General features: G+C 60.5%; 17 protein-coding genes and 1 pseudogene. 3 read left to right on the top strand and 15 right to left on the bottom strand.

Translation table 11 applies throughout. From position 1 onward, the window contains the following. Positions 1 to 41: 41 nt before the first annotated feature. The gene (locus BLT75_RS15145; protein WP_093033449.1) at positions 42 to 971 is read left to right on the top strand and encodes a LysR family transcriptional regulator; all 930 of its coding nucleotides are present in this window, start codon (positions 42 to 44) and stop codon (positions 969 to 971) included. Here the strand turns inward: BLT75_RS15145 and argE are convergent. The 6 genes and pseudogenes from argE to BLT75_RS15120 form a co-directional block, all read right to left on the bottom strand. Then, on the bottom strand, positions 939 to 2,141 hold the full coding sequence (argE, locus tag BLT75_RS15140; protein ID WP_093033446.1) for an acetylornithine deacetylase: 1,203 nt from the start codon (positions 2,139 to 2,141) through the stop codon (positions 939 to 941). The two genes, BLT75_RS15145 and argE, sit on opposite strands and share 33 nt — an antisense overlap. Beyond that, on the bottom strand, positions 2,138 to 4,207 hold the full coding sequence (locus BLT75_RS15135; RefSeq protein ID WP_093033443.1) for an oxidoreductase: 2,070 nt from the start codon (positions 4,205 to 4,207) through the stop codon (positions 2,138 to 2,140). Before BLT75_RS15135 ends, argE begins: the two co-directional genes overlap by 4 nt. A 43-nt stretch (positions 4,208 to 4,250) precedes the next feature. Then, positions 4,251 to 4,358: pseudogene (locus BLT75_RS24110) on the bottom strand (aldehyde dehydrogenase family protein); the annotation flags it as partial. A 700-nt stretch (positions 4,359 to 5,058) separates the two neighbouring features. Then, positions 5,059 to 5,919: a 3-oxoadipate:acetyl-CoA acetyltransferase gene (locus BLT75_RS15130; protein WP_093033734.1), complete on the bottom strand. Its 861-nt coding sequence runs from the start codon at positions 5,917 to 5,919 to the stop codon at positions 5,059 to 5,061. A gap of 2 nt (positions 5,920 to 5,921) precedes the next feature. Next, the gene (locus BLT75_RS15125) at positions 5,922 to 6,779 is read right to left on the bottom strand and encodes an alpha/beta fold hydrolase (RefSeq protein WP_093033440.1); all 858 of its coding nucleotides are present in this window, start codon (positions 6,777 to 6,779) and stop codon (positions 5,922 to 5,924) included. Beyond that, the gene (locus BLT75_RS15120) at positions 6,776 to 7,372 is read right to left on the bottom strand and encodes a hypothetical protein (RefSeq protein WP_342727665.1); all 597 of its coding nucleotides are present in this window, start codon (positions 7,370 to 7,372) and stop codon (positions 6,776 to 6,778) included. The genes BLT75_RS15125 and BLT75_RS15120 overlap by 4 nt, the downstream gene beginning before the upstream one ends. 50 nt (positions 7,373 to 7,422) lie before the next feature. Between BLT75_RS15120 and BLT75_RS15115 the strand changes: the two genes are divergently transcribed. Both BLT75_RS15115 and BLT75_RS15110 read left to right on the top strand, forming a co-directional pair. Beyond that, a complete protein-coding gene (locus BLT75_RS15115; protein ID WP_093033433.1) occupies positions 7,423 to 8,298 on the top strand; it encodes a dioxygenase family protein in 876 nt (291 codons plus the stop codon). 97 nt (positions 8,299 to 8,395) lie between these two features. Beyond that, positions 8,396 to 9,295, top strand: coding sequence for a LysR family transcriptional regulator (locus BLT75_RS15110; protein ID WP_093033430.1), 900 nt, complete (start codon positions 8,396 to 8,398; stop codon positions 9,293 to 9,295). A gap of 36 nt (positions 9,296 to 9,331) precedes the next feature. Here BLT75_RS15110 and BLT75_RS15105 read toward each other — a convergent pair whose 3' ends face one another. The 9 genes from BLT75_RS15105 to benA all read right to left on the bottom strand — a co-directional run bounded on the left by BLT75_RS15105 (position 9,332) and on the right by benA (position 17,703). After that, on the bottom strand, positions 9,332 to 10,030 hold the full coding sequence (locus tag BLT75_RS15105; protein WP_093033427.1) for an ABC transporter ATP-binding protein: 699 nt from the start codon (positions 10,028 to 10,030) through the stop codon (positions 9,332 to 9,334). Further along, the gene (locus tag BLT75_RS15100) at positions 10,023 to 10,766 is read right to left on the bottom strand and encodes an ABC transporter ATP-binding protein (protein WP_093033424.1); all 744 of its coding nucleotides are present in this window, start codon (positions 10,764 to 10,766) and stop codon (positions 10,023 to 10,025) included. The genes BLT75_RS15105 and BLT75_RS15100 overlap by 8 nt, the downstream gene beginning before the upstream one ends. Beyond that, positions 10,759 to 11,757: a branched-chain amino acid ABC transporter permease gene (locus BLT75_RS15095; RefSeq protein ID WP_093033421.1), complete on the bottom strand. Its 999-nt coding sequence runs from the start codon at positions 11,755 to 11,757 to the stop codon at positions 10,759 to 10,761. Before BLT75_RS15095 ends, BLT75_RS15100 begins: the two co-directional genes overlap by 8 nt. Positions 11,758 to 11,761: 4 nt before the next feature. Continuing rightward, positions 11,762 to 12,631, bottom strand: coding sequence for a branched-chain amino acid ABC transporter permease (locus tag BLT75_RS15090; protein WP_093033418.1), 870 nt, complete (start codon positions 12,629 to 12,631; stop codon positions 11,762 to 11,764). A 60-nt stretch (positions 12,632 to 12,691) separates the two neighbouring features. Further along, positions 12,692 to 13,864: an ABC transporter substrate-binding protein gene (locus BLT75_RS15085; protein WP_093033415.1), complete on the bottom strand. Its 1,173-nt coding sequence runs from the start codon at positions 13,862 to 13,864 to the stop codon at positions 12,692 to 12,694. A 41-nt stretch (positions 13,865 to 13,905) separates the two neighbouring features. Next, entirely contained in the window at positions 13,906 to 14,685 is a 780-nt protein-coding gene (gene benD, locus BLT75_RS15080; RefSeq protein ID WP_093033413.1) for a benzoate diol dehydrogenase BenD, read from the bottom strand. Beyond that, complete coding sequence (gene benC / locus BLT75_RS15075) at positions 14,682 to 15,704, bottom strand: benzoate 1,2-dioxygenase electron transfer component BenC (protein ID WP_093033410.1); 1,023 nt, start codon at positions 15,702 to 15,704, stop codon at positions 14,682 to 14,684. Before benC ends, benD begins: the two co-directional genes overlap by 4 nt. Positions 15,705 to 15,777: 73 nt before the next feature. Next, entirely contained in the window at positions 15,778 to 16,302 is a 525-nt protein-coding gene (gene benB, locus BLT75_RS15070) for a benzoate 1,2-dioxygenase small subunit (RefSeq protein WP_093033407.1), read from the bottom strand. Positions 16,303 to 16,314: 12 nt separating this feature from the next. Then, positions 16,315 to 17,703, bottom strand: coding sequence for a benzoate 1,2-dioxygenase large subunit (gene benA / locus BLT75_RS15065; RefSeq protein WP_093033404.1), 1,389 nt, complete (start codon positions 17,701 to 17,703; stop codon positions 16,315 to 16,317). Positions 17,704 to 17,710: the final 7 nt, after the last annotated feature.

The raw sequence follows: 17,710 nt of genomic DNA, 5'->3' as shown, positions 1-17,710 counted from the left end.
GGAGAAGATGTCAGAACGAAGTTCGTGATCCGGAATTAAAGATGCCACTCCGCTATACGCTGCGTCAGCTTGAATACTTTGTTGCCGTTGGGGAAACAGGCAGTATCGCTGCGGCCTCGCAACAGGTGAATGTGTCGTCGCCGTCGATTTCGGCGAGCATCTCGCAGTTGGAAGAGGAACTGGGGGTCAAGCTTTTTGTCCGGCATCACGCGCAAGGCCTCACCCCGACCCCAGCTGGCCGCAACCTGCTGGATCATGCCCAGATGGTATTGCGTCAAGCCGCTGTACTCAACGATCTGGCGGCGTCTTTGTCGGGCTCAATCCGTGGCCCACTTGCCGTCGGTTGCCTGAGTACTTTTGCGCAAATCGTGCTGCCAGGTCTGCGCCGCAGTTTTACAGAGCAGTACAGCGACGTCCGTATCCGCCAGATCGAGGCGGATCAATCCGAACTCTTCGGACTGTTGCGGCAGGCCAAGATCGACCTTGCCCTAACCTATGACCTGGATCTTCCTCGCGATCTGAGTTTTCATCCGATAATCGAGCTTCCGCCGCTGGTTGCGCTGAGTGAAACGCATCCCCTCGCGCATCTGAAGGCGGTCTCGATCGAGGAACTCGCGCCACACCCCATGGTTCTGCTCGACCTGCCGCACAGCTCTGATTATTTCCTGTCCTTCTTTACCCGTGCCGGGCTGCGCGCAATCATTGCGGAACGCACACGGGACATGGCCGTGATGCGCGGACTTGTTGCCAACGGGTTCGGGTATTCGATCGTCAATGTCCGCCCGATGAACGATCTCGCGCCAGATGGGAAACCGATGCGGTTCATTCCGCTGACGGGCCAACCGCGTCCCATGAAGCTGGGACTCTTGATGATCTCGGACACCGACCAGACGCAATTGCACAAGGCATTTCTGAAGCATGCGGAAGAATGGATCGCGTCACAGACCGGCCGGCTTTTGGGCACGGGTTGAATACGCCGTCAATTCGACCAGGATCCGGTCCATCATGTTGTCGCACGCCGCGAGCTGAGACTTAGTGACATACTCATCCGCCTTATGTCCCTGCCCTTCCATGTCGCCCGGTCCGCAGACCACGGTCGGCATTCCGAGCTTCGCGAAAAAGCCAGCCTCGGTGCCGAATACGACCTTGATGACTTCCTCGGAACCGCAGAGCGCAGAGACACGCGCCACCTCCGGCGCGTCCGGCGCCACATCGAGCCCGGGATAGGTGTTTGTGCAGATGACATCCACACCGGCTTCGGGAGCCTCGGTCTGCCATCGCGCGCTCAGCGCCTCAACTTCCTGCTTCAGCCGTGCCTCGAAATCCTCAAGGCGGTCGGCGGCAAGGTGGCGCAATTCGAACTCGATCTCGGCCCGGTCGGGCACGATGTTGAGCGCGGTACCGCCCTGCATCCGACCCGCGTGAACGGTGGAATAGGGAATATCATAGGCCGTATCGCGGGTGTTCGAAGCGGCATAGCCCTCCTGCAATACTCGCAGCGTGGTCAGCACTTCTCCGGCAAGGTGAAGAGCGTTGACGAAGCGCGGCGCAAGCGCCGAGTGCCCCGCCGTGCCACGCAAGGTGGCCCGAAATGCCGCCTTGCCCTTGTGGCCAATGGCCGGACGCATCGAGGTGGGTTCCCCTACGATGCAGAGTTCAGGACGCCAGCCAAGCGCCTGTATCCCCGGCAGCATCTTGCGGATGCCCTGACAACCAACCTCTTCGTCATAGGATATGACCAGCATCAAAGGCTGCACGGGTAGCGCCTTGCCTGCCCGTTCCGCAAGCGACAGCATCGCGGCAAGATAGCCCTTCATGTCGGTGGCGCCACGCCCATAAAGCCGGTCTTCTTCGCGCGTTAATTCGAAGGGCGGGCGGGTCCAGTTCTGGCCTTCGACCGGGACCACGTCGCTATGGGCCGACAACATCACCCCGCCCGGCCCGTCTGGCCCGATGCGCGCAACCAGACCGGACTTGGGCAACTCCGGGTCGGCGATGCGTTGCGTCGTGAAACCCGCCGTGCGCAACAGGTCTTCGGCGTAGTCGATCAGCACCCGGTTGCTGGCTGCACTGACCGTGGGAAAGGCGATCAGACGCTCGAGAATTTCGCGCGTCCTGTCGTGGGGCGTGACAGTCGTCATTCCGTGGCCAACTCCGTGATTTCGCGGCGGAAGGGCAGATCGTCGCCAATGTCGTCGCCATCCAGTTCACGGGCATAGCGATGGCCGGCATAGGTGGCCCAGGCGATCGGGCCCGCGGCCTCGGCATCACCGAATAGCTTGACCGATCGGATGCCCGCATCGGCCCAATCATCCTGCCGCGCCATCAGATCGTGGTAGAGCCCGTCGTTACCGGTACGCGATGCGACCATGACAACCGCATCGGCCTCATAGGCGCGGGTTTTGCCGGTATAGACACAGTTCGACACCACGTGATCGGTGTGGATTTCGGTCACGCCGCGGTTCAGCACGATATCGACGCCCATTTCGTCCAGCCGTGCATGGATCGTCGCCTGTTCCAGCGTGTTGTTCGTCCAGTCGGACACGAAGGCGGACGGGGTGATCAGCGTGACCTTCGCGCCCTGCTTGGCCAGCAGTTCGGCCAGCACGCCGCCCATGTAGTAGTGATCGTCGTCGTAGATCACCACGTTGCCACCCGGAACCGTACCGTCCATCAGATCGTCGGGGGTGTAGACCTTGGCCTTCGCGTCGATGGGCATCGGCACCACGTGCTGACGTGACACACCGTCACGCCGCCAGGTGGCACCCGTAGCAATCGCCACGTTCTGGAAGCCGAATTCCATCACGTCTTCGGCAGTCAGGGGGCTTGCGCGATAGATCTCCACGTCCGGGCGCTGCGAAAGCTGGTAATCGCGGTAGTCAACGACCCGACCCCAGGCGCTGAGCCCCGGCAGGGTGCGTTCGCGTGTGACCCGGCCGCCGATGACGTCGCGCGCTTCGGCTACCGCCACGTTGTACCCCCGGCGGCACAAAGCCCAGGCCGCTTCCAGCCCGGCCGGGCCGGAGCCGATGACCAGCACATTGTCGCTGTCGCCCTTGGCGTTCATCTTCTCCGGATGCCAGCCCTTGCGCCATTCCTCCATGAAGGTGGGGTTCTGGGTGCAGCGGCTGATCGACATGGTCATGTCGCCGGTGATGCAGATGTTGCAGCCGATACATTCGCGGATGTCCTCGATCCGGCCTTCCTCGACCTTTTTCGGCAGGAACGGATCGGCGATCGAAGGGCGCGCGCAGCCGATGAAATCGAGCGTACCGGATTTGACCATCCTTGCCATCACGTCGGGCGAGGTGAAGCGCCCCACGCCAACGATGGGCTTGTCGGTCAGTTCGTGAATGCCGCGCACAAGCTGTTCCTGCGCCGCCTCTTCCTTGAAGCGCGACGGGCCAGAACAATCCTCCCACGTGCCCTGCGCCAGGTCCCAGAGATCGGGCAGGTCCTTGTTCATCTCGATGAAATCGCGCACCTCGGCATTGGAAAAACCGAGGTCTCCGATGGTTTCGTCAAGACTGACACGCAGCGTGATGCCCATCGTGTCGCCCACCGTGTCGCGCATGTCCGCGATGACTTCATTCACGAAACGCGAGCGGTTTTCGAGGCTACCACCATATTCGTCGCTGCGCTGGTTGGTGGCGCGGCTGAGAAAGTGCTGGAAGATGCCGAAGCCATGCGCGCCGTACAGGCAAATCAGGTCAAACCCGGCCTTCCTGGACCGCTTGGCAGCATTGACGAACCAGCGGCGCAGATCCTTGATTTCGGTCCTGGACAGGGCGCGGGCCTGCACCGGGTCATTGGTGAAGGTTCGGATCGGCAGGGCCGAAGGGGCGAGGGGTACTTCCTTGGTATAGAGGTTCGGGCCGTTGATGCCGGAATAGGCCAGCTGGATACCGGCCAGCGCGCCGTGTTCCTTCATCTTTTCCGACATGCGACGCAGTTGCGGAATGTCCTTGTCTTCCCAGAGCCGCAATTCGATGAACGGGGTGATTTCCGAGGTGTGGTGCATCTCGCACTGTTCGGTGAAAATAACGCCCCAACCGCCCTCTGCCTTGATGCCGCGCATCTCTGCCGCAGCCGACGGGTCTCGGTAGCCGCCCCCGTTGCAATGCGGCACCTGATAAAAGCGGTTCTTGGCGGTGACGGGACCGATCTGCATCGGCTCGAACAGAATGTCATAGTTGGGGTCGCGCATGGTCGTCTCCTTGGGTAGCTTGGCAGCGGGGCCGCATGGCGCCTTACGCGCGATATTTGATCCAGGTGGTTTTCAAAACGGTGTACTTGTCGAAGGAATGCAGCGACAGATCGCGGCCGAAACCGGACTGTTTCATGCCGCCAAACGGCGTTGGCTGTTCGATTCTTTTACAGAACAAGATGGGGTACACCAGCTTTGCCAAGGTGCTCGCTCATCACGATACCAGCCTGTCCGCCGCCGAAAATCAACGTATCTGTCTTTTCCACGGGCATTTCTGCTTCCCCTCTGTGATAAACCGTGACTCCCGCTGCGTGCGGGTCGCTGGACCGGGTCTAGTTGAGGGGAGAAGCAGCGAAAATTACGAAATCTCGCAGCATTGGTTAGGTTGTCCCTAAATCTCCGATTTGACGGGCGCAAAAACAGCGGGCAATGGTTCAGGGCTCAGGCGGGCCTCGAAAGGAAGATGTTTCCCCCGCCGTTTCACCGGTGTCAAACAGCTTAGAATTTGCCGCATCTCCGGATCGGTAAAGGCTTCTTTCTGGTAACTCGGTGTTCCGTCAGACAAGCGCCGCAAGTCTGACGCTCAAACAAAAGACCATGCACAAAGGCTCGCCGGCTATCAAGCCGGGTGCGGGTTTGTCCGCAATATTCGTATCAGGAAGCCGAGAGGCACACTGGTTCCGACCATGGAAAGGAGAACCAGATGGAAAAGTTTGTTGCAGTCGTCTTCGATACGGAAACCGAACCTCATGCCGGTGACATCACGGTCAGGCTGAACCCGACCGCCGCGATCTGCATGCCGTCCCGCAGCACTCCGTCGAGCGCTTCGGTGGCGTTGGCATAGACATTCTTCATGCCGCCTGTCCGTTCCTGTTGTCCTCGGGCAGGCGCAGTCCAAGAATGCGGCGTGCCTCTTGCCAGCTCGCCACGGGGCGGTTGTTCCTGTCACAGATGTCCGCGGCCCTACGGACCAGCGCGGCGTTGCTGGGGGCGAGCGTGTCGCGGTCAAGGCGGACATTGTCCTCGAGCCCGGTCCGGGCATGACCACCTGCGGCGATGGCCCATTCGTTGAGTTTGAGCTGATTGGCTCCGATGCCTGCGGCACACCAAGGCGCGTCTTCGCCGAAGAGGCGATGCACCGTGTGAATGTAGTATTCGAACACATCGCGATCGACCGGCATCGCGTTCTTCACACCCATAACGAACTGGATGTAAGGCGTCCCCGCAAGCTGACCCTTGTCGGCCATGTCCCTGGCTTTCAGGATATGGCTCAGGTCGAAAGCTTCGATCTCCGGTTTGACATCATAGGTCAGCATTTCGCTGGCCAGCCAGTCCACCAGATCAGGCGGGTTTTCGTAAACGCGTGTCGGGAAGTTGTTCGATCCGACGGACAGGGAGGCCATGTCCGGCGAAAGCGGCAACATCCCACCTCGTGTCCGACCGGCGCCTGACCGCCCCCCGGTCGAGAACTGGATAATCATGCCGGGGCAATGTTTCTCAATCCCCTCTTTCAGCGCGGCGAACTTCTCCGGATCGGAAGATGGAGTCTCATCATCGTTACGCACATGGGCATGAACAATGGTGGCTCCGGCCTCAAAGGCCTCCTGAGTCGATTCCACCTGTTCCGATACCGTGATCGGAACGGCCGGGTTATTGGCTTTCGTCGGCAAACTGCCCGTGATCGCCACGCAGATTATGCAAGGTTTGGTCATCGTCATGCAGCCTTTGCGCTGGCAACGGGCATCTTTTCCAGCGCCTCGACAAAGAATGGGCGGAAGCCCTCGGGATGCTCGCTCATCGGAAAGTGGCCGAGCTCGTCCATCACAGCCAAAGTGGCACCGGGAATGGCCTTGGCCGTACGCTCCGCGTCTTCAGGTGTGCAGGTCAGGTCATAGGCGCCGACGATGATGTGAACGGGCGTGGCACTCGTATCTATCTTGGACAGGCGCGGGATCAGGCTGTCGTCCTTGGTGTAAAAGCTCAGATCGCCCCGGAAAACACCCGGACCGCTTTGCATGAACATCCACAGCGTGTTCCAGCGTTCGGTATTCGGCGCATAGGGCGAAATATTCGCGGATACCAAGGCAGCGCCCATCTCGCCGCCATGGGCATCAGGGCGGTGGAACCAGTCGATATCGTACCAGGCGGGCTGGAAGTCAGAGGCCTCAATGGCAATGAACCCGCTGAACTTGTCCGGGTGAAGCGCCGCCAGTTGCAACGCGATACGTCCACCCATCGAACAGCCCGCGAGGACGGGTCGATCGAGGCCCAGCCCCTCGATCACCGCCAGTACGGTCTCGATATAGGCTTCGGTCGTCAGCAGGTATTCCTGCATCTCGAACCCTTCCGGCGGCAGCGACTTGCCGTGCCAGGGCATGTCAAAGGCGATCAGGCGGTTGGATGCGGTGATCTCGGCATCGTTCAAGAGATGGCGCCATTGGCGGGTATCGGCCCCGGCGGTGTGCAGGCAGATGACAGGACGCCCCTGCCCGGCCTCTTCGAAATAGATGCGGCGCAGGGCACCGCCCACGGTGACGGTGACATAACGGCCGGTGATCGGTTCGATGCTCATGCTGCCAACTCCTCTTTTGCGCGGGCGAGTGTCAGTACTTCCTTGACGAAGCGCAGGTTCTTGACGAGGCACAGGATGTCGCCGTCGATCCGGCCACGACCGATCTTCACCAGCCCGAAGATGTCATGGAAACCCGGCTCGGGCCGCGCCTGCCAGAACTTGTTCAGCGCCTCGGCATCGGTCCGCAACGCGAAACGCCAAGGTGTCTTGCGGCTGGGACCTTCGACCACCGAGACAATGCGCCCCTTCTCAAAGGACAGGTAGAATTCATCGCCACCCACTTCGATGAGCAAGGTTTCGGAAAACAACCGACCGAGGCGCAACAAGTGCGGTGTTGCCTCAAGGCGCGTTTGGATTTGCTTGAAGGTATCGATCACCTTGGCCTCCCATGCGTTCATAAGCTGGGGAATAGCTGCCACGATCATGGGCCCATGGGCTATGCCAGCGAGGGTATGGGTCAATACTCTGCCCTGAGATCTTTCGTGAGTCGCCATATGCGCTATAGTCGAGTCACCGTTGGTATCACCCGATACCCCCGCAGGCATTGGGTAAGGCCAGGGTTTCGGCAAAGTCTGGTTTTCGACGAGGGGCATTAACGCAACTCGCTACCGGATATTCAGACTGCCAGGAGGAGGAACTACCCATGGGCATCGTCAACCAAGACAACATCACCGACGTCGTGATCGCGAGCCTCGGCAAGCATGGCGACATCACAGACCGCCAGCGCGAACTCGCGACCGGCCTGGTCAAGCATCTGCACGCCTTCATCAAGGACGTGAAACTGCAGCACGACGAATTCCTGTTCGTCTGCGACTACCTCGCCCGCGCCGGCAAGCTCTGCAACGACAACCGCCAGGAATTCATCCTGCTGGGCGACATCCTCGGCGTCGAAGTTCTGGTCGACATGATGACCAACCCGGTCGAAGGAAATGAAAGCGAATCCACCGTTCTGGGGCCGTTCTACCGCGAGAATCCGCCGGTCCTGCCCAAGGGCGGCTCGACCATCCAGAAGCATTACGACAACGAAGAGACCGCCTACTACGAAGGTTACATCAAGGACGAGAACGGCAACGGCATCGCCGGTGTGACGCTGGACGTCTGGGAAGACGCACCGAACGGAATCTACGAGAACCTTGACCCCGATCAACCCGAATACAATCTGCGCGGCCGGTTCGAGACCGACGAGAACGGCCACTACGCATTTGTCGCCGTGCGTCCGGTGCCCTATCCGATCCCGGACGATGAAACCGCAGGCGAGTTGCTGCGCTTCATGGGTCACCACCCGAACCGCCCCGGACACATGCACTTCATCATCTCGAAAGATGGCTACCGCCCGCTGATCAGCCAGATCTACGACGCCGACAGCGAATGGCTGGAAAATGACAGCGTGTTCGCGGTCAAGGAAAGCCTGATCGGCAAGTTCAAGCCGGCTGCAGCCGAACTGGGCACCGACCTGCATTTCGAGTTTGACTTCGTTCTCAAGACCGCGGCCGAGGAAAAGGCCATCGCCGCTGAGTAATCCCCGATACCTTTCTGAACACTGGCCCCCGTTGATACGGGGGCCTTTTTTCGTGTGGAGGTATCGCCTAACGTAAGGCCTTGGGAGGACGGCAAAAATGAATTTCAAACAGCTGACCTATTTCATCGCGGTTGCCGAGGAAATGCATTTTGGCCGCGCGGCCGAGCGCCTCGACATGGCGCAACCGCCACTCAGCCGACAGATCAAGCAACTCGAGGAGGAGCTGGAAGCCGTTCTGTTCAACAGAGGCCGCAGCGCGATCACCCTGACACAGGCCGGTGAACGGTTGCTAAAGCGGGGCAAGTCAATCCTCGCAGAGCTCGAAGATACACAACTGGAAGTGCGCCGCCTCGGACAGGGGGCAGAAGGGCGGCTCAGGATCGGGTTCGTGGGCTCGGCGACATTCGGAATTCTGCCAAACATCATCCGGTCCTATCGCGCGAATTATCCGCAGGTGAACCTTAGCCTCGTTCCCATGAACAATGCAGAGCTGCACAGGGCGCTCGTCTCTCGCGAAATCGATGTGGCATTCGCCCGCCCGACGCTGAAAGATCCCGAATTCCTGTCGAAACATCTCATGGAAGAAAAGCTGATCCTGGCTTTACCCGACATCGTCGACACCGACTCGCGAACTGTTGCCAAGCTTGAACGGCTGATGACACACAATCTGATCCTGTATCCGGAACGACCTCGGCCCAGCTATGCCGACATGGTATTGAAAGCGATCGAAGACGCGGGGTTCAAGGCACCGCTTCGAATTTGGTGCATGGATCTGCAAACGGCACTGAGCCTGGTGGCCGTCGGGGAAGGTGTGTGTATCGTTCCAGAGTCTGTCGCCAACGCCCCGCGCAAGGGCATGAAGTTTCTCAATATCGAGCCGGAGATCGCGCGGACCGAACTCTCTGTGAACTACCGCCTCGACGAACAAGGCGTGCACGTCAAGAATTTCGTTACCGTGGCTCAGAAAGTGGCGCGAAAGAGCCCCATGAAAAAGTGACCTCCGTGCAGGGCGTGACTGCCCTGCACGTCGGCCTCACACCCCAAGCCAGGTGTGTTGCGCCTCTTCATCGGCCTTGATCTGATCCGCATTGCCGGTCCAGACGATCTGACCCTTGCTGACCACAACCACGTCATCGGCAAGAGAGGTGGCAAAGCCAAAGTTCTGTTCGACGATGATCATCGACAGCCCCGCCTCTTTCAGCTCCTGCAGTTTGTCGTGGATCAGCTTGACGATGATCGGGGCCAGACCTTCCGTCGGCTCATCCAGGATCAAGAGCTTGGGGTTCATCAAAAGGCCGCGCGCGATGGCCAGCATCTGCTGCTCGCCACCTGATAGTTGCGTCCCGCCGTTGTCCATGCGCTCGCTCAGTCTCGGGAACAGGTCCAGCACCCTGTCCATCGTCCACTCGGGGTTGGAACCGCCAAACCGCTTGGCCGCGATTTCAAGGTTTTCGCGAACGCTCAGCGACGGGAAGATATCGCGTGTCTCGGGCACATAGGCGATCCCGCTTCTGGCAATGTCGAAGGGTTGCGCCGCAATCGGCTTACCCTCGAAAAGGATCTCGCCGGATTTGCGCGGCAATAAGCCCATGATCGTTTTCAGCGTCGTGGATTTGCCGGCACCGTTGCGCCCGAGAATAGCGAGCACGCGCCCTGTCCGGGCTGTCAGAGTCAGTCCGTAGAGGACCTGCGTCTCTCCGTAGCCGGACTCGATTGAGTTCAGTTCAAGCATTTTCCCAGCTCCCCAGATAAATCTCCTTGAGCAGGCTCGACCCGCGCGCTTTTTCTGGCAGACCGTCAAAAACGACTTCGCCGTAGTTCAGCACCGTGATCGTGTCCGCCACATCGAAGGCAAGGTCCATGTCATGCTCGATGATCAGCATGGTCAGGTCGCGCGGCAGGTTGTTCAGCAGGTCGTGGAACCCTTTGGACATTTCCGGCCCGACGCCGCTTGTCGGTTCGTCCATCAGCAGGACCAAAGGCCGCGTCGCCAAAGCCACGCCAACCTCAAGCTGGCGGCGCACACCATAGCTGATCTCGGAAACCTTTGCATGAAGGAACGGCATCAGCTTGACCTGTTCGGCCACCTCTCCGACGATCTCACGCACCTCGGGTTTGGACAGGCTGTCCGACCAGAGCCGCGTTGCATGGCCGGTGTGGACTGCCGCCGCAAGCCCGAGGTTTTCCTCGACCGTGAGGCCATCGAAAAGCGTGTTCTTCTGATAGCTGCGCGACAACCCGCGCCGCGCGCGCTTGGCAACGGGCAGCGCGGTGACATCCTCACCAGCCAGATGGACCGACCCGCTGTCGGGCGTCAGTTCACCAACCAATTGGTTGAAGAGCGTGGTCTTGCCCGCACCATTCGGGCCCAGGATCACACGGCGCTCGCCACGTTCCAGTTTCAGCGACACGTTGCGTGTGACGTGAACGGCGCCAAAGCTTTTATCCAGGTTGCGTGTCTCAAGCATCGGTCAGAACCTCCTCGGTCTTGCGGGTGGCATCGGCTAGACGACGGTCGAGCCTGTCACCCCAGCGGGCCTCGATCCAGCCGAAAATGCCATTGGCGCGGCTCATCACGACGGCGATCAGGATGACGCCGACAACAAGGTGCCAATAGGTCGTCACGGAACTCAGCTCATGTTTCAGAACCACGAAAGCGGCCGCTCCGATCAACGGTCCGACAAGCGTTCCAAGTCCACCGAGGATCACAACCACAAGCGCCTCGCCAGAGACGGTCCAGCTGAGAAGCCCCGGCGAGATGTACATGATATGCTGGGCGGCCAGCGCACCTGCGAGACCGGCAATCATGCCGGACAAGCCGAAGACATCCGCCTTGACCCGCCAGACCGTCAGGCCAAGTGCCCGCATGCGCTGTTCGTTATGCATCACGCCGGTAAGCGAGCGGCCCAGGCCGGAGCGCAGGATGACCACCGATGTGCCATAGACAGTGCCGAGCACAGCCAGACAGAAAAGCGCAAAGCTGCGACTGTCGTTCAGATCGACACCAATGAAGCTCAGGTCCAGCCGGGATATGCCGCCCAGGCCGTCGTCACCGCCAAAGATCGGAGTCTCGAAAACGTAGGAATAGGCCATTTGCCCAAAAGCAAGAGTCGCCATGATGAAATAGATGCCGTGGCTGCGCGAGCCGATGGCACCGATTACCCAGGCGGCTGCCCCGGTCAGGGCGATAGCGCCAGCCATGGCCACGGGTGGTGCGATCCCGGCTTTGGTCGTGAAGATCGCATAGGCATAGGCCCCGCCCCCCATCAGAGCACCGTGGCAGAGCGATACCATGCCACCAAAGCCCGCCACGATGTCGAGCGCCAGAACCAGCATGGCGAGGATCAGGATTTCGGTCAGGATCTCCAATCCGAAGTACTCGGCTGTGAAAGCCTGAAAGAGGGCTCCGGCCGCCAGGAGGATCAGAGCGACGTAGCGAAGGGTGTTGTGACGAAACATCTGCTTATCCTTTCGCCGGGAAGAGGCCGACCGGCTTGATCACGAGGACCGCAGCCAACAGCGCGTAGATGAGAACGGAAGCCAGTTGCGGAGCCAATACGGCACCGAAGGTCTGAACGAAGCCGTAGATCAGCGAACCGGCAATCGCACCTTTGAGAGAACCGAGCCCCCCGATCACGATCACGATCAGTGTAGGGATCAGGATCTGCAGCCCCATGTCGGGCGTGACACTGAGCAGGGGTGCCGCGACGGCGCCTGCCAGTCCGGCAAGGGCACAGCCGACACAGAAGACGATGAAGAACAGTCGTTCAACGTTGATGCCAAGGCAGGCCGCCATCGCATCATTGTCGACACCGGCGCGGATCATCGCCCCGATCTGGGTGCGGCCCAACACGAATGCCAAAGCCCCGAAGATGGCAAGGCCCAAAGCAATGATGAACACGCGGTAGGTCGGGTACTCGACGCCGAGAAAGGCCAGTCGCCCATCCAGAAGCGCGGGCACCTCGATCGCCAGGGCAAGGTCGCCCCAGAAGATGCGCGTCAAATCCAGGAGGACAAAGATCAGCCCGAACGTGACCAGAACCTGCGCCATCGGGCCGGATTTGCGCATCCGCTTTATCAGGCCAGAATAGAGCAGGATACCCACCCCGGCAACGGCGACGGGCGCCAGGAAGAGACCCATCCAATAGCCTCCCACCGCGGCAAGGGATGCAGCGAAATACGCGCCAAGAGCATAGAGCGAGCCATGCGCGAGGTTGACGAAGTGCATCAGCCCGAAGATGACCGTCAGGCCGATGGAAAGTAGAAACAGAAGCATGGACAATTGCAGGGCATTCAGGGCCTGAAGCGTCCAAAATCCAAGATCGTGTGCCATTGTCGGGTCCTCCTCGGACGTTCTTGACCCGGCTGCAGGCAAGCAGCCGGGTCAGCTTGGTCAGTTGGAGACGGGTGCCATTTCGCAGCCATTGACTGGGTCGGCTTCCGCGGGAAGCTGCGCGAGGATCTTCTGCGTCAATCCACCTTCGCCTGCGACGGTTTCATAGACATAGACGGGCTGGATGATGTTGTTGGTCGCGGGATCGATCGCCAGCTTGCCGCGCGGCCCGTCGAAGCTGACCTGGCGCAGGGCATTTGCCAAAGATGCTCGGTCGTTTGCGCCGGTTTTTGTTGCCTCAATCAGCGCGCGAGCAGCATCATAACCTTGGACGGCGAATTCCGACGGAGCGCGGCCCGTTTCCTCGGTGAAGGCGGCCACGAAAACACCGTTGGCCTCGCTGTCGATGGTCGGCGCGTAGTGGAGCGCCGTGATGACGCCTTCGGCGGCCTCGCCTTGAGCATTCACATAAAGCGGCGAGGTCAGGAAGCCGGAGCCATAGAGCGGCAGTTCCGCTTTCAAACCGAAGCTGTCATATTGCTTGACGAAAGAAATCGCTTCGCCGCCTGCGTAGAAAACATAGACTGCATCAGCGCCGCTGGCCTTGGCCTGGGCGAGATAGGGACCGAAGTCTTGCGTCTTCTGGAACGGCGTGAATTCCTGCCCGACGATCTCGCCGCCTGCAGCGGTGAAGGTCTCGGTGAAGGCGTCGATCATCTGGCGACCAGCAGCGTAGTCAGGCGCAAGCGTGAACACCTTCTTGATGCCCTTCTCGGCCATCCAGGTGCCCATCGGACGGTTGATCTGACCGTTGGAAAACGACATCCGCGTGATGAAAGGCGAGCAGGAGGCGCCGGTAGCCTCGTCATTGCCGGCATTGGCAACGATCAGCGGAACACTTGCGCCGTGCACCATGTCGCGCACCGCGCCCAGAACACCGGAACTGACGATCCCGACCATGACATCGACCTGGTCCTGCAGGATCAGCTTCTTGGCCTTGCCAAGCGCGACAGGCGGCTTCACCTCGGTGTCTTCGCGGACGACTTCAAAGGTCACTCCGGTCTCTGCGCCAAACTGTTCCAGACCCAGGTTGAACCCGGTCTCGATCTCATTGCCAAGAGAGGCATAAACGCCCGAGAAGGGCAGCAGCAGGCCGACCTTGATGCCTTCGGCTGCGGCGGGCACAGCAAGGCTGGTGGCGAGCCCGAGGGCCGCCAGGATTGCACGTTTCATTTTGGATTTCCTCCAGTTGGTTTCCGACCCCTCCTCAGGGCCTATCCTAAGTCGCCCCCACCGACCGGGACGGTGACCCCGGTGATGTAGGCAGCATCGTCCGACGCCAGGAACAGGATCGGACCTGCCTGCTCGTCGAGCGTTCCGTAGCGTTTCATGAACGAAGACTGGATCGTCTGGTCGACGATGGTCTGATACCAGTCTTCGCGCTGTTCTTCGGCTGCATTGGGGTTGCGGGGCACGACACGGGGCGGTGCCTCAGTTCCGCCCGGGGCTGTTGCCACGACGCGGATGCCGCGTTCCGCCACTTCCCAGGCCAGGCTTGCCGTAATCGCGTTCACCCCTCCCTTGGCCGCCGCATAGGGCACGCGATTCAGGCCCCGCGTGGCAATGGACGACACGTTGACGATCACGCCCGACCCTTGAGGCAGCATGTGGTCGAGCGCAGCCCGGCAGCAGTATAGCGTCGGGAACAGCGACCTGCGCACCTCGGCGTCGATCTGCCGGGGCTCGTAATGCTCAAAGGGCTTGGCCCAGATCGTGCCGCCGACATTGTTGATCAGGATGTCGAGACGACCCCAGAGGTCCACGGCCTTTTGCATGGCCTTTTCGCAACCGCTCCAGGTCTCAAGGTTCACCGATATGGCCTCCGCATGGCCGCCCGCATCGCGGATCGCCTCGACGACCTCTTTGCGGGCGGGCGAGCGGTCTACGATCAGAACCCGCGCACCGTCGCTGGCCGCCCGTTCAGCGACGCGGCGGCCTATGCCCTGTGCCGCACCCGTGACGACCATCACCTTGTCATCGAAACGGCGCGTCATGCCGCTTCGGCCTTCTCTTCGGTGGGGTTGAATTTCTCGTAGTAGAAATTCACGGGTTCGACGCCCAGTTTGCCGAAATGCGCGCGAACGGCATCGACCATCGGCGGCGGGCCGCACAGGTAGACATCGCAATCGCCGGCGTTCAGATCCTCGGCCTTGACGTGATCGGTCACGAAGCCTTTGCGCTCATGGGTATCTTCCTCAGCGGCCAGGATCGTGATCACCGTGACATTGCCGATCTGTTCGGCCAGCGCGTTCACGCGGTCGAGTTCAACAAGGTCTGCGGCGCGCGTGACAGCGTAGAACAGCGTGATCGGGTGATCCGCGCCCTGCTCCGCCGCCTGTTCCAGCATCGACAGAAACGGTGCCAGACCAGTGCCGCCCGCCAGCCATACCTGCGCACGCTCGATGGGACGTAGATAGAAAGCCCCCATCGGACCGGTTGCAGTCAATGCGTCGCCCGGTTTGGCGTTCTCGCCAAGATAGGTACTCATGAAACCACCCGGCAGATTGCGGATCAGGAAAGTGGCTTCCTGTGCACCCGGCGCCGATGAAAAAGAATAGGAGCGATGCTTGTCGGTGCCCGGAACTGTCAGGTTCACGTATTGGCCCGGCAGGAAGTTGATCGGCTTGGCCAGTTTCACCCGAAGACCGAAGGACGTCTCGGACAGTTTGTCGACGCCTTGCACTTCCGCTTCTACGGCTTCAGGCGCGGTCTTGCAGATGGCGGACGAAGCCGGAACCCGCACGACGCAGTCGCTTTCCGGGATCATCTGACAGGTGAGCGCGTAGCCCTGTTCGGCTTCCTCCTCGCTCATCGACTCGTCCATATAGAATTCCAGCTCGTACTCGCCCTTTTCGACAAAGCACTTGCAGGTGCCGCAGACGCCGTCGCGACAGTCCATCGGCAGGTTGATCTTCTGGCGGAAGGCGGCGTCCGTCACCTTCTCGTCGTCGTCGCACTGGATGACGCGGGTAACGCCATCCTCGAAGTTCAGGGCGATGTTGTAGGTCGTCATGGCATGCTCCTCCCTTGGCCGCGCACCGGGGGTCGATGCGCGGAGGTTCGTTGCGGGGTCCGCAGGTGTGGGATCAGACGTGGTAGACGTCGATCACGTGGTGGATGTGATCGTTTTTCAGGATCACCTTCTTGTCGGTGATCAGCGGTTTCGGGCCGCTGGTGTCGATCGTGTAGAACGAGGTGCCCCAGTGGGTGTCGGTCTCGTGGTAACGATAGCTTAGCGTCTGCCAGTTGAAGCGGAGCTTGATCTCATTGCCTTCGCGGCTCAGCACCTCGATACCCGACAGGTAGTGATTGGTGCGCGGTTCCGGCAGCGAGGTGGCCGAGGACCGGTCGGTCTTGATCCGGAAAACGCGGTCTTCGATGCCCTGCTTGTTGGGATAGTACATCAACGACATTTCGTTCAGCGGGTCTTCGGTCAGCATGTCGAAGTCATCCCATGTGGGCATCCAGAACGGGCAGTCCTTGTGATAGAAGGTCAGCCAGGTGTCCCAGTCGCGGTCGTCCAGCGCACGCGCCTCGGCAAAGAGGAAAGCCTGGATGTCCTCGAAGGACATCACGTTGGCGGCGGGGCGTTCAAGCGTTGCGGTTGTCATTGTCGTTCCTCCTCACTCGGCTGCGACCGACGCCGCAGGCGCGGTTTCGCGTTCTTTCGCGATGGCTTCACCCATGCGCTCGGACCAGTTGGTGTGTTGAATGACGAACAGACCTTCGTCTTCGGTGCGCGCTCCGGACAGAACCGGGTTGATGCCCAGGGCCTTGGCGTCTTCGTCCGGCCCTTCGATCCATTGGGTCGCGCCGCGGGTCAGGTCGTTCCACTTGGCATGCGCCGCGCCGGCATAGCCGCGCTGCGTTGCCCGGAATTCTTCGGTGTCGTCCGGCGTCGCCATGCCGGAGGCGTTGAAGAAATCCTCGTACTGCCGGATGCGTCGGGTGCGCGCTTCTTGGCTCTCGCCCTTCGGCGCGATGCAGTAGATCGTGACCTCGGTCTTGTCGACGCTCACCGGGCGGAACACGCGGATCTGGCTGGAGAACTGGTCCATCAGGAAGACGTTGGGGTAGAGGCAGAGGTTGCGCAGAACGCCCACCATCCACTCGGCCTTTGTCTTGCCGTACTTCTCGGTCCATTCTGCCAGACGCGGATAGCCGGGGCGGTTGGTCGGGTCGGCCCATTCGGTCCACAGCAGAATGTGGCCGTTCTCGTAGGCATGGAAGCCGCCGCGCTGCTTGGCCCATTTCGAGGCGTCGGTCGCCTTGATGTTGTCTTCCTTGCCGTCGTCGGTCCGGTGCGCGGTCGTGGCAACATAATTCCAGTGCACGGCCGAAACGTGGTAGCCGTCCGCGCCGTTTTCGGCCTGAAGCTTCCAGTTACCGTCATAGGTATAGGTCGAGGAGCCGCGCAGCACCTCAAGGCCCTCATCGGCCTGGTCAACGATCATGTCGATCATCTTGCGGGCTTCGCCGAGGTATTCCTCCAGCGGCTTCACATCGGCGTTGAGCGAGCCAAACAGGAAACCCCGGTAATTCTCGAACCGGGCGACCTTGGTCAGGTCGTGGCTGCCGTCCTTGTTGAACTGCTCAGGGTAGCCGGCCCCCTTCGGGTCCTTGACCTTGAGCAGCTTACCGGTGTTCGAGAAGGTCCAGCCGTGGAACGGGCAGGTGAAGGTCTTCTGGTTGCGGCGCTTGAAGCGGCAGAGTTGCGCGCCCCGGTGCGAACAGGCATTGACCAGCGCGTGCAACTCGCCGTCCTTGTCACGGGTGATGACAACCGGCGTGCGGCCCATGGTCAGCGTGAAGTAGTCGCCCGGGTTCGGGATCTGGCTTTCATGCGCCATGTAGATCCAGTTGCCTTCGAAGATGTGCTTGATCTCGAGCTCGAACAATTCTTCGTCGGTGAAGATGTCCCGGCGGCAGCGGAAGACACCGTTTTCCGGATCGTCCTGGATTGCACCGTCGAGCCGCGCTTCGAATTCATCGAGATTGGATTGGGTGAACATTTTTGGT

The organism is Ruegeria marina (assembly GCF_900101475.1).
GTDB classification, from domain to species: Bacteria; Pseudomonadota; Alphaproteobacteria; order Rhodobacterales; family Rhodobacteraceae; genus Ruegeria_B; species Ruegeria_B marina.
Note: the sequence above shows the minus strand (reverse complement) of the source record. Positions and strands in the feature narration are given on the sequence as shown.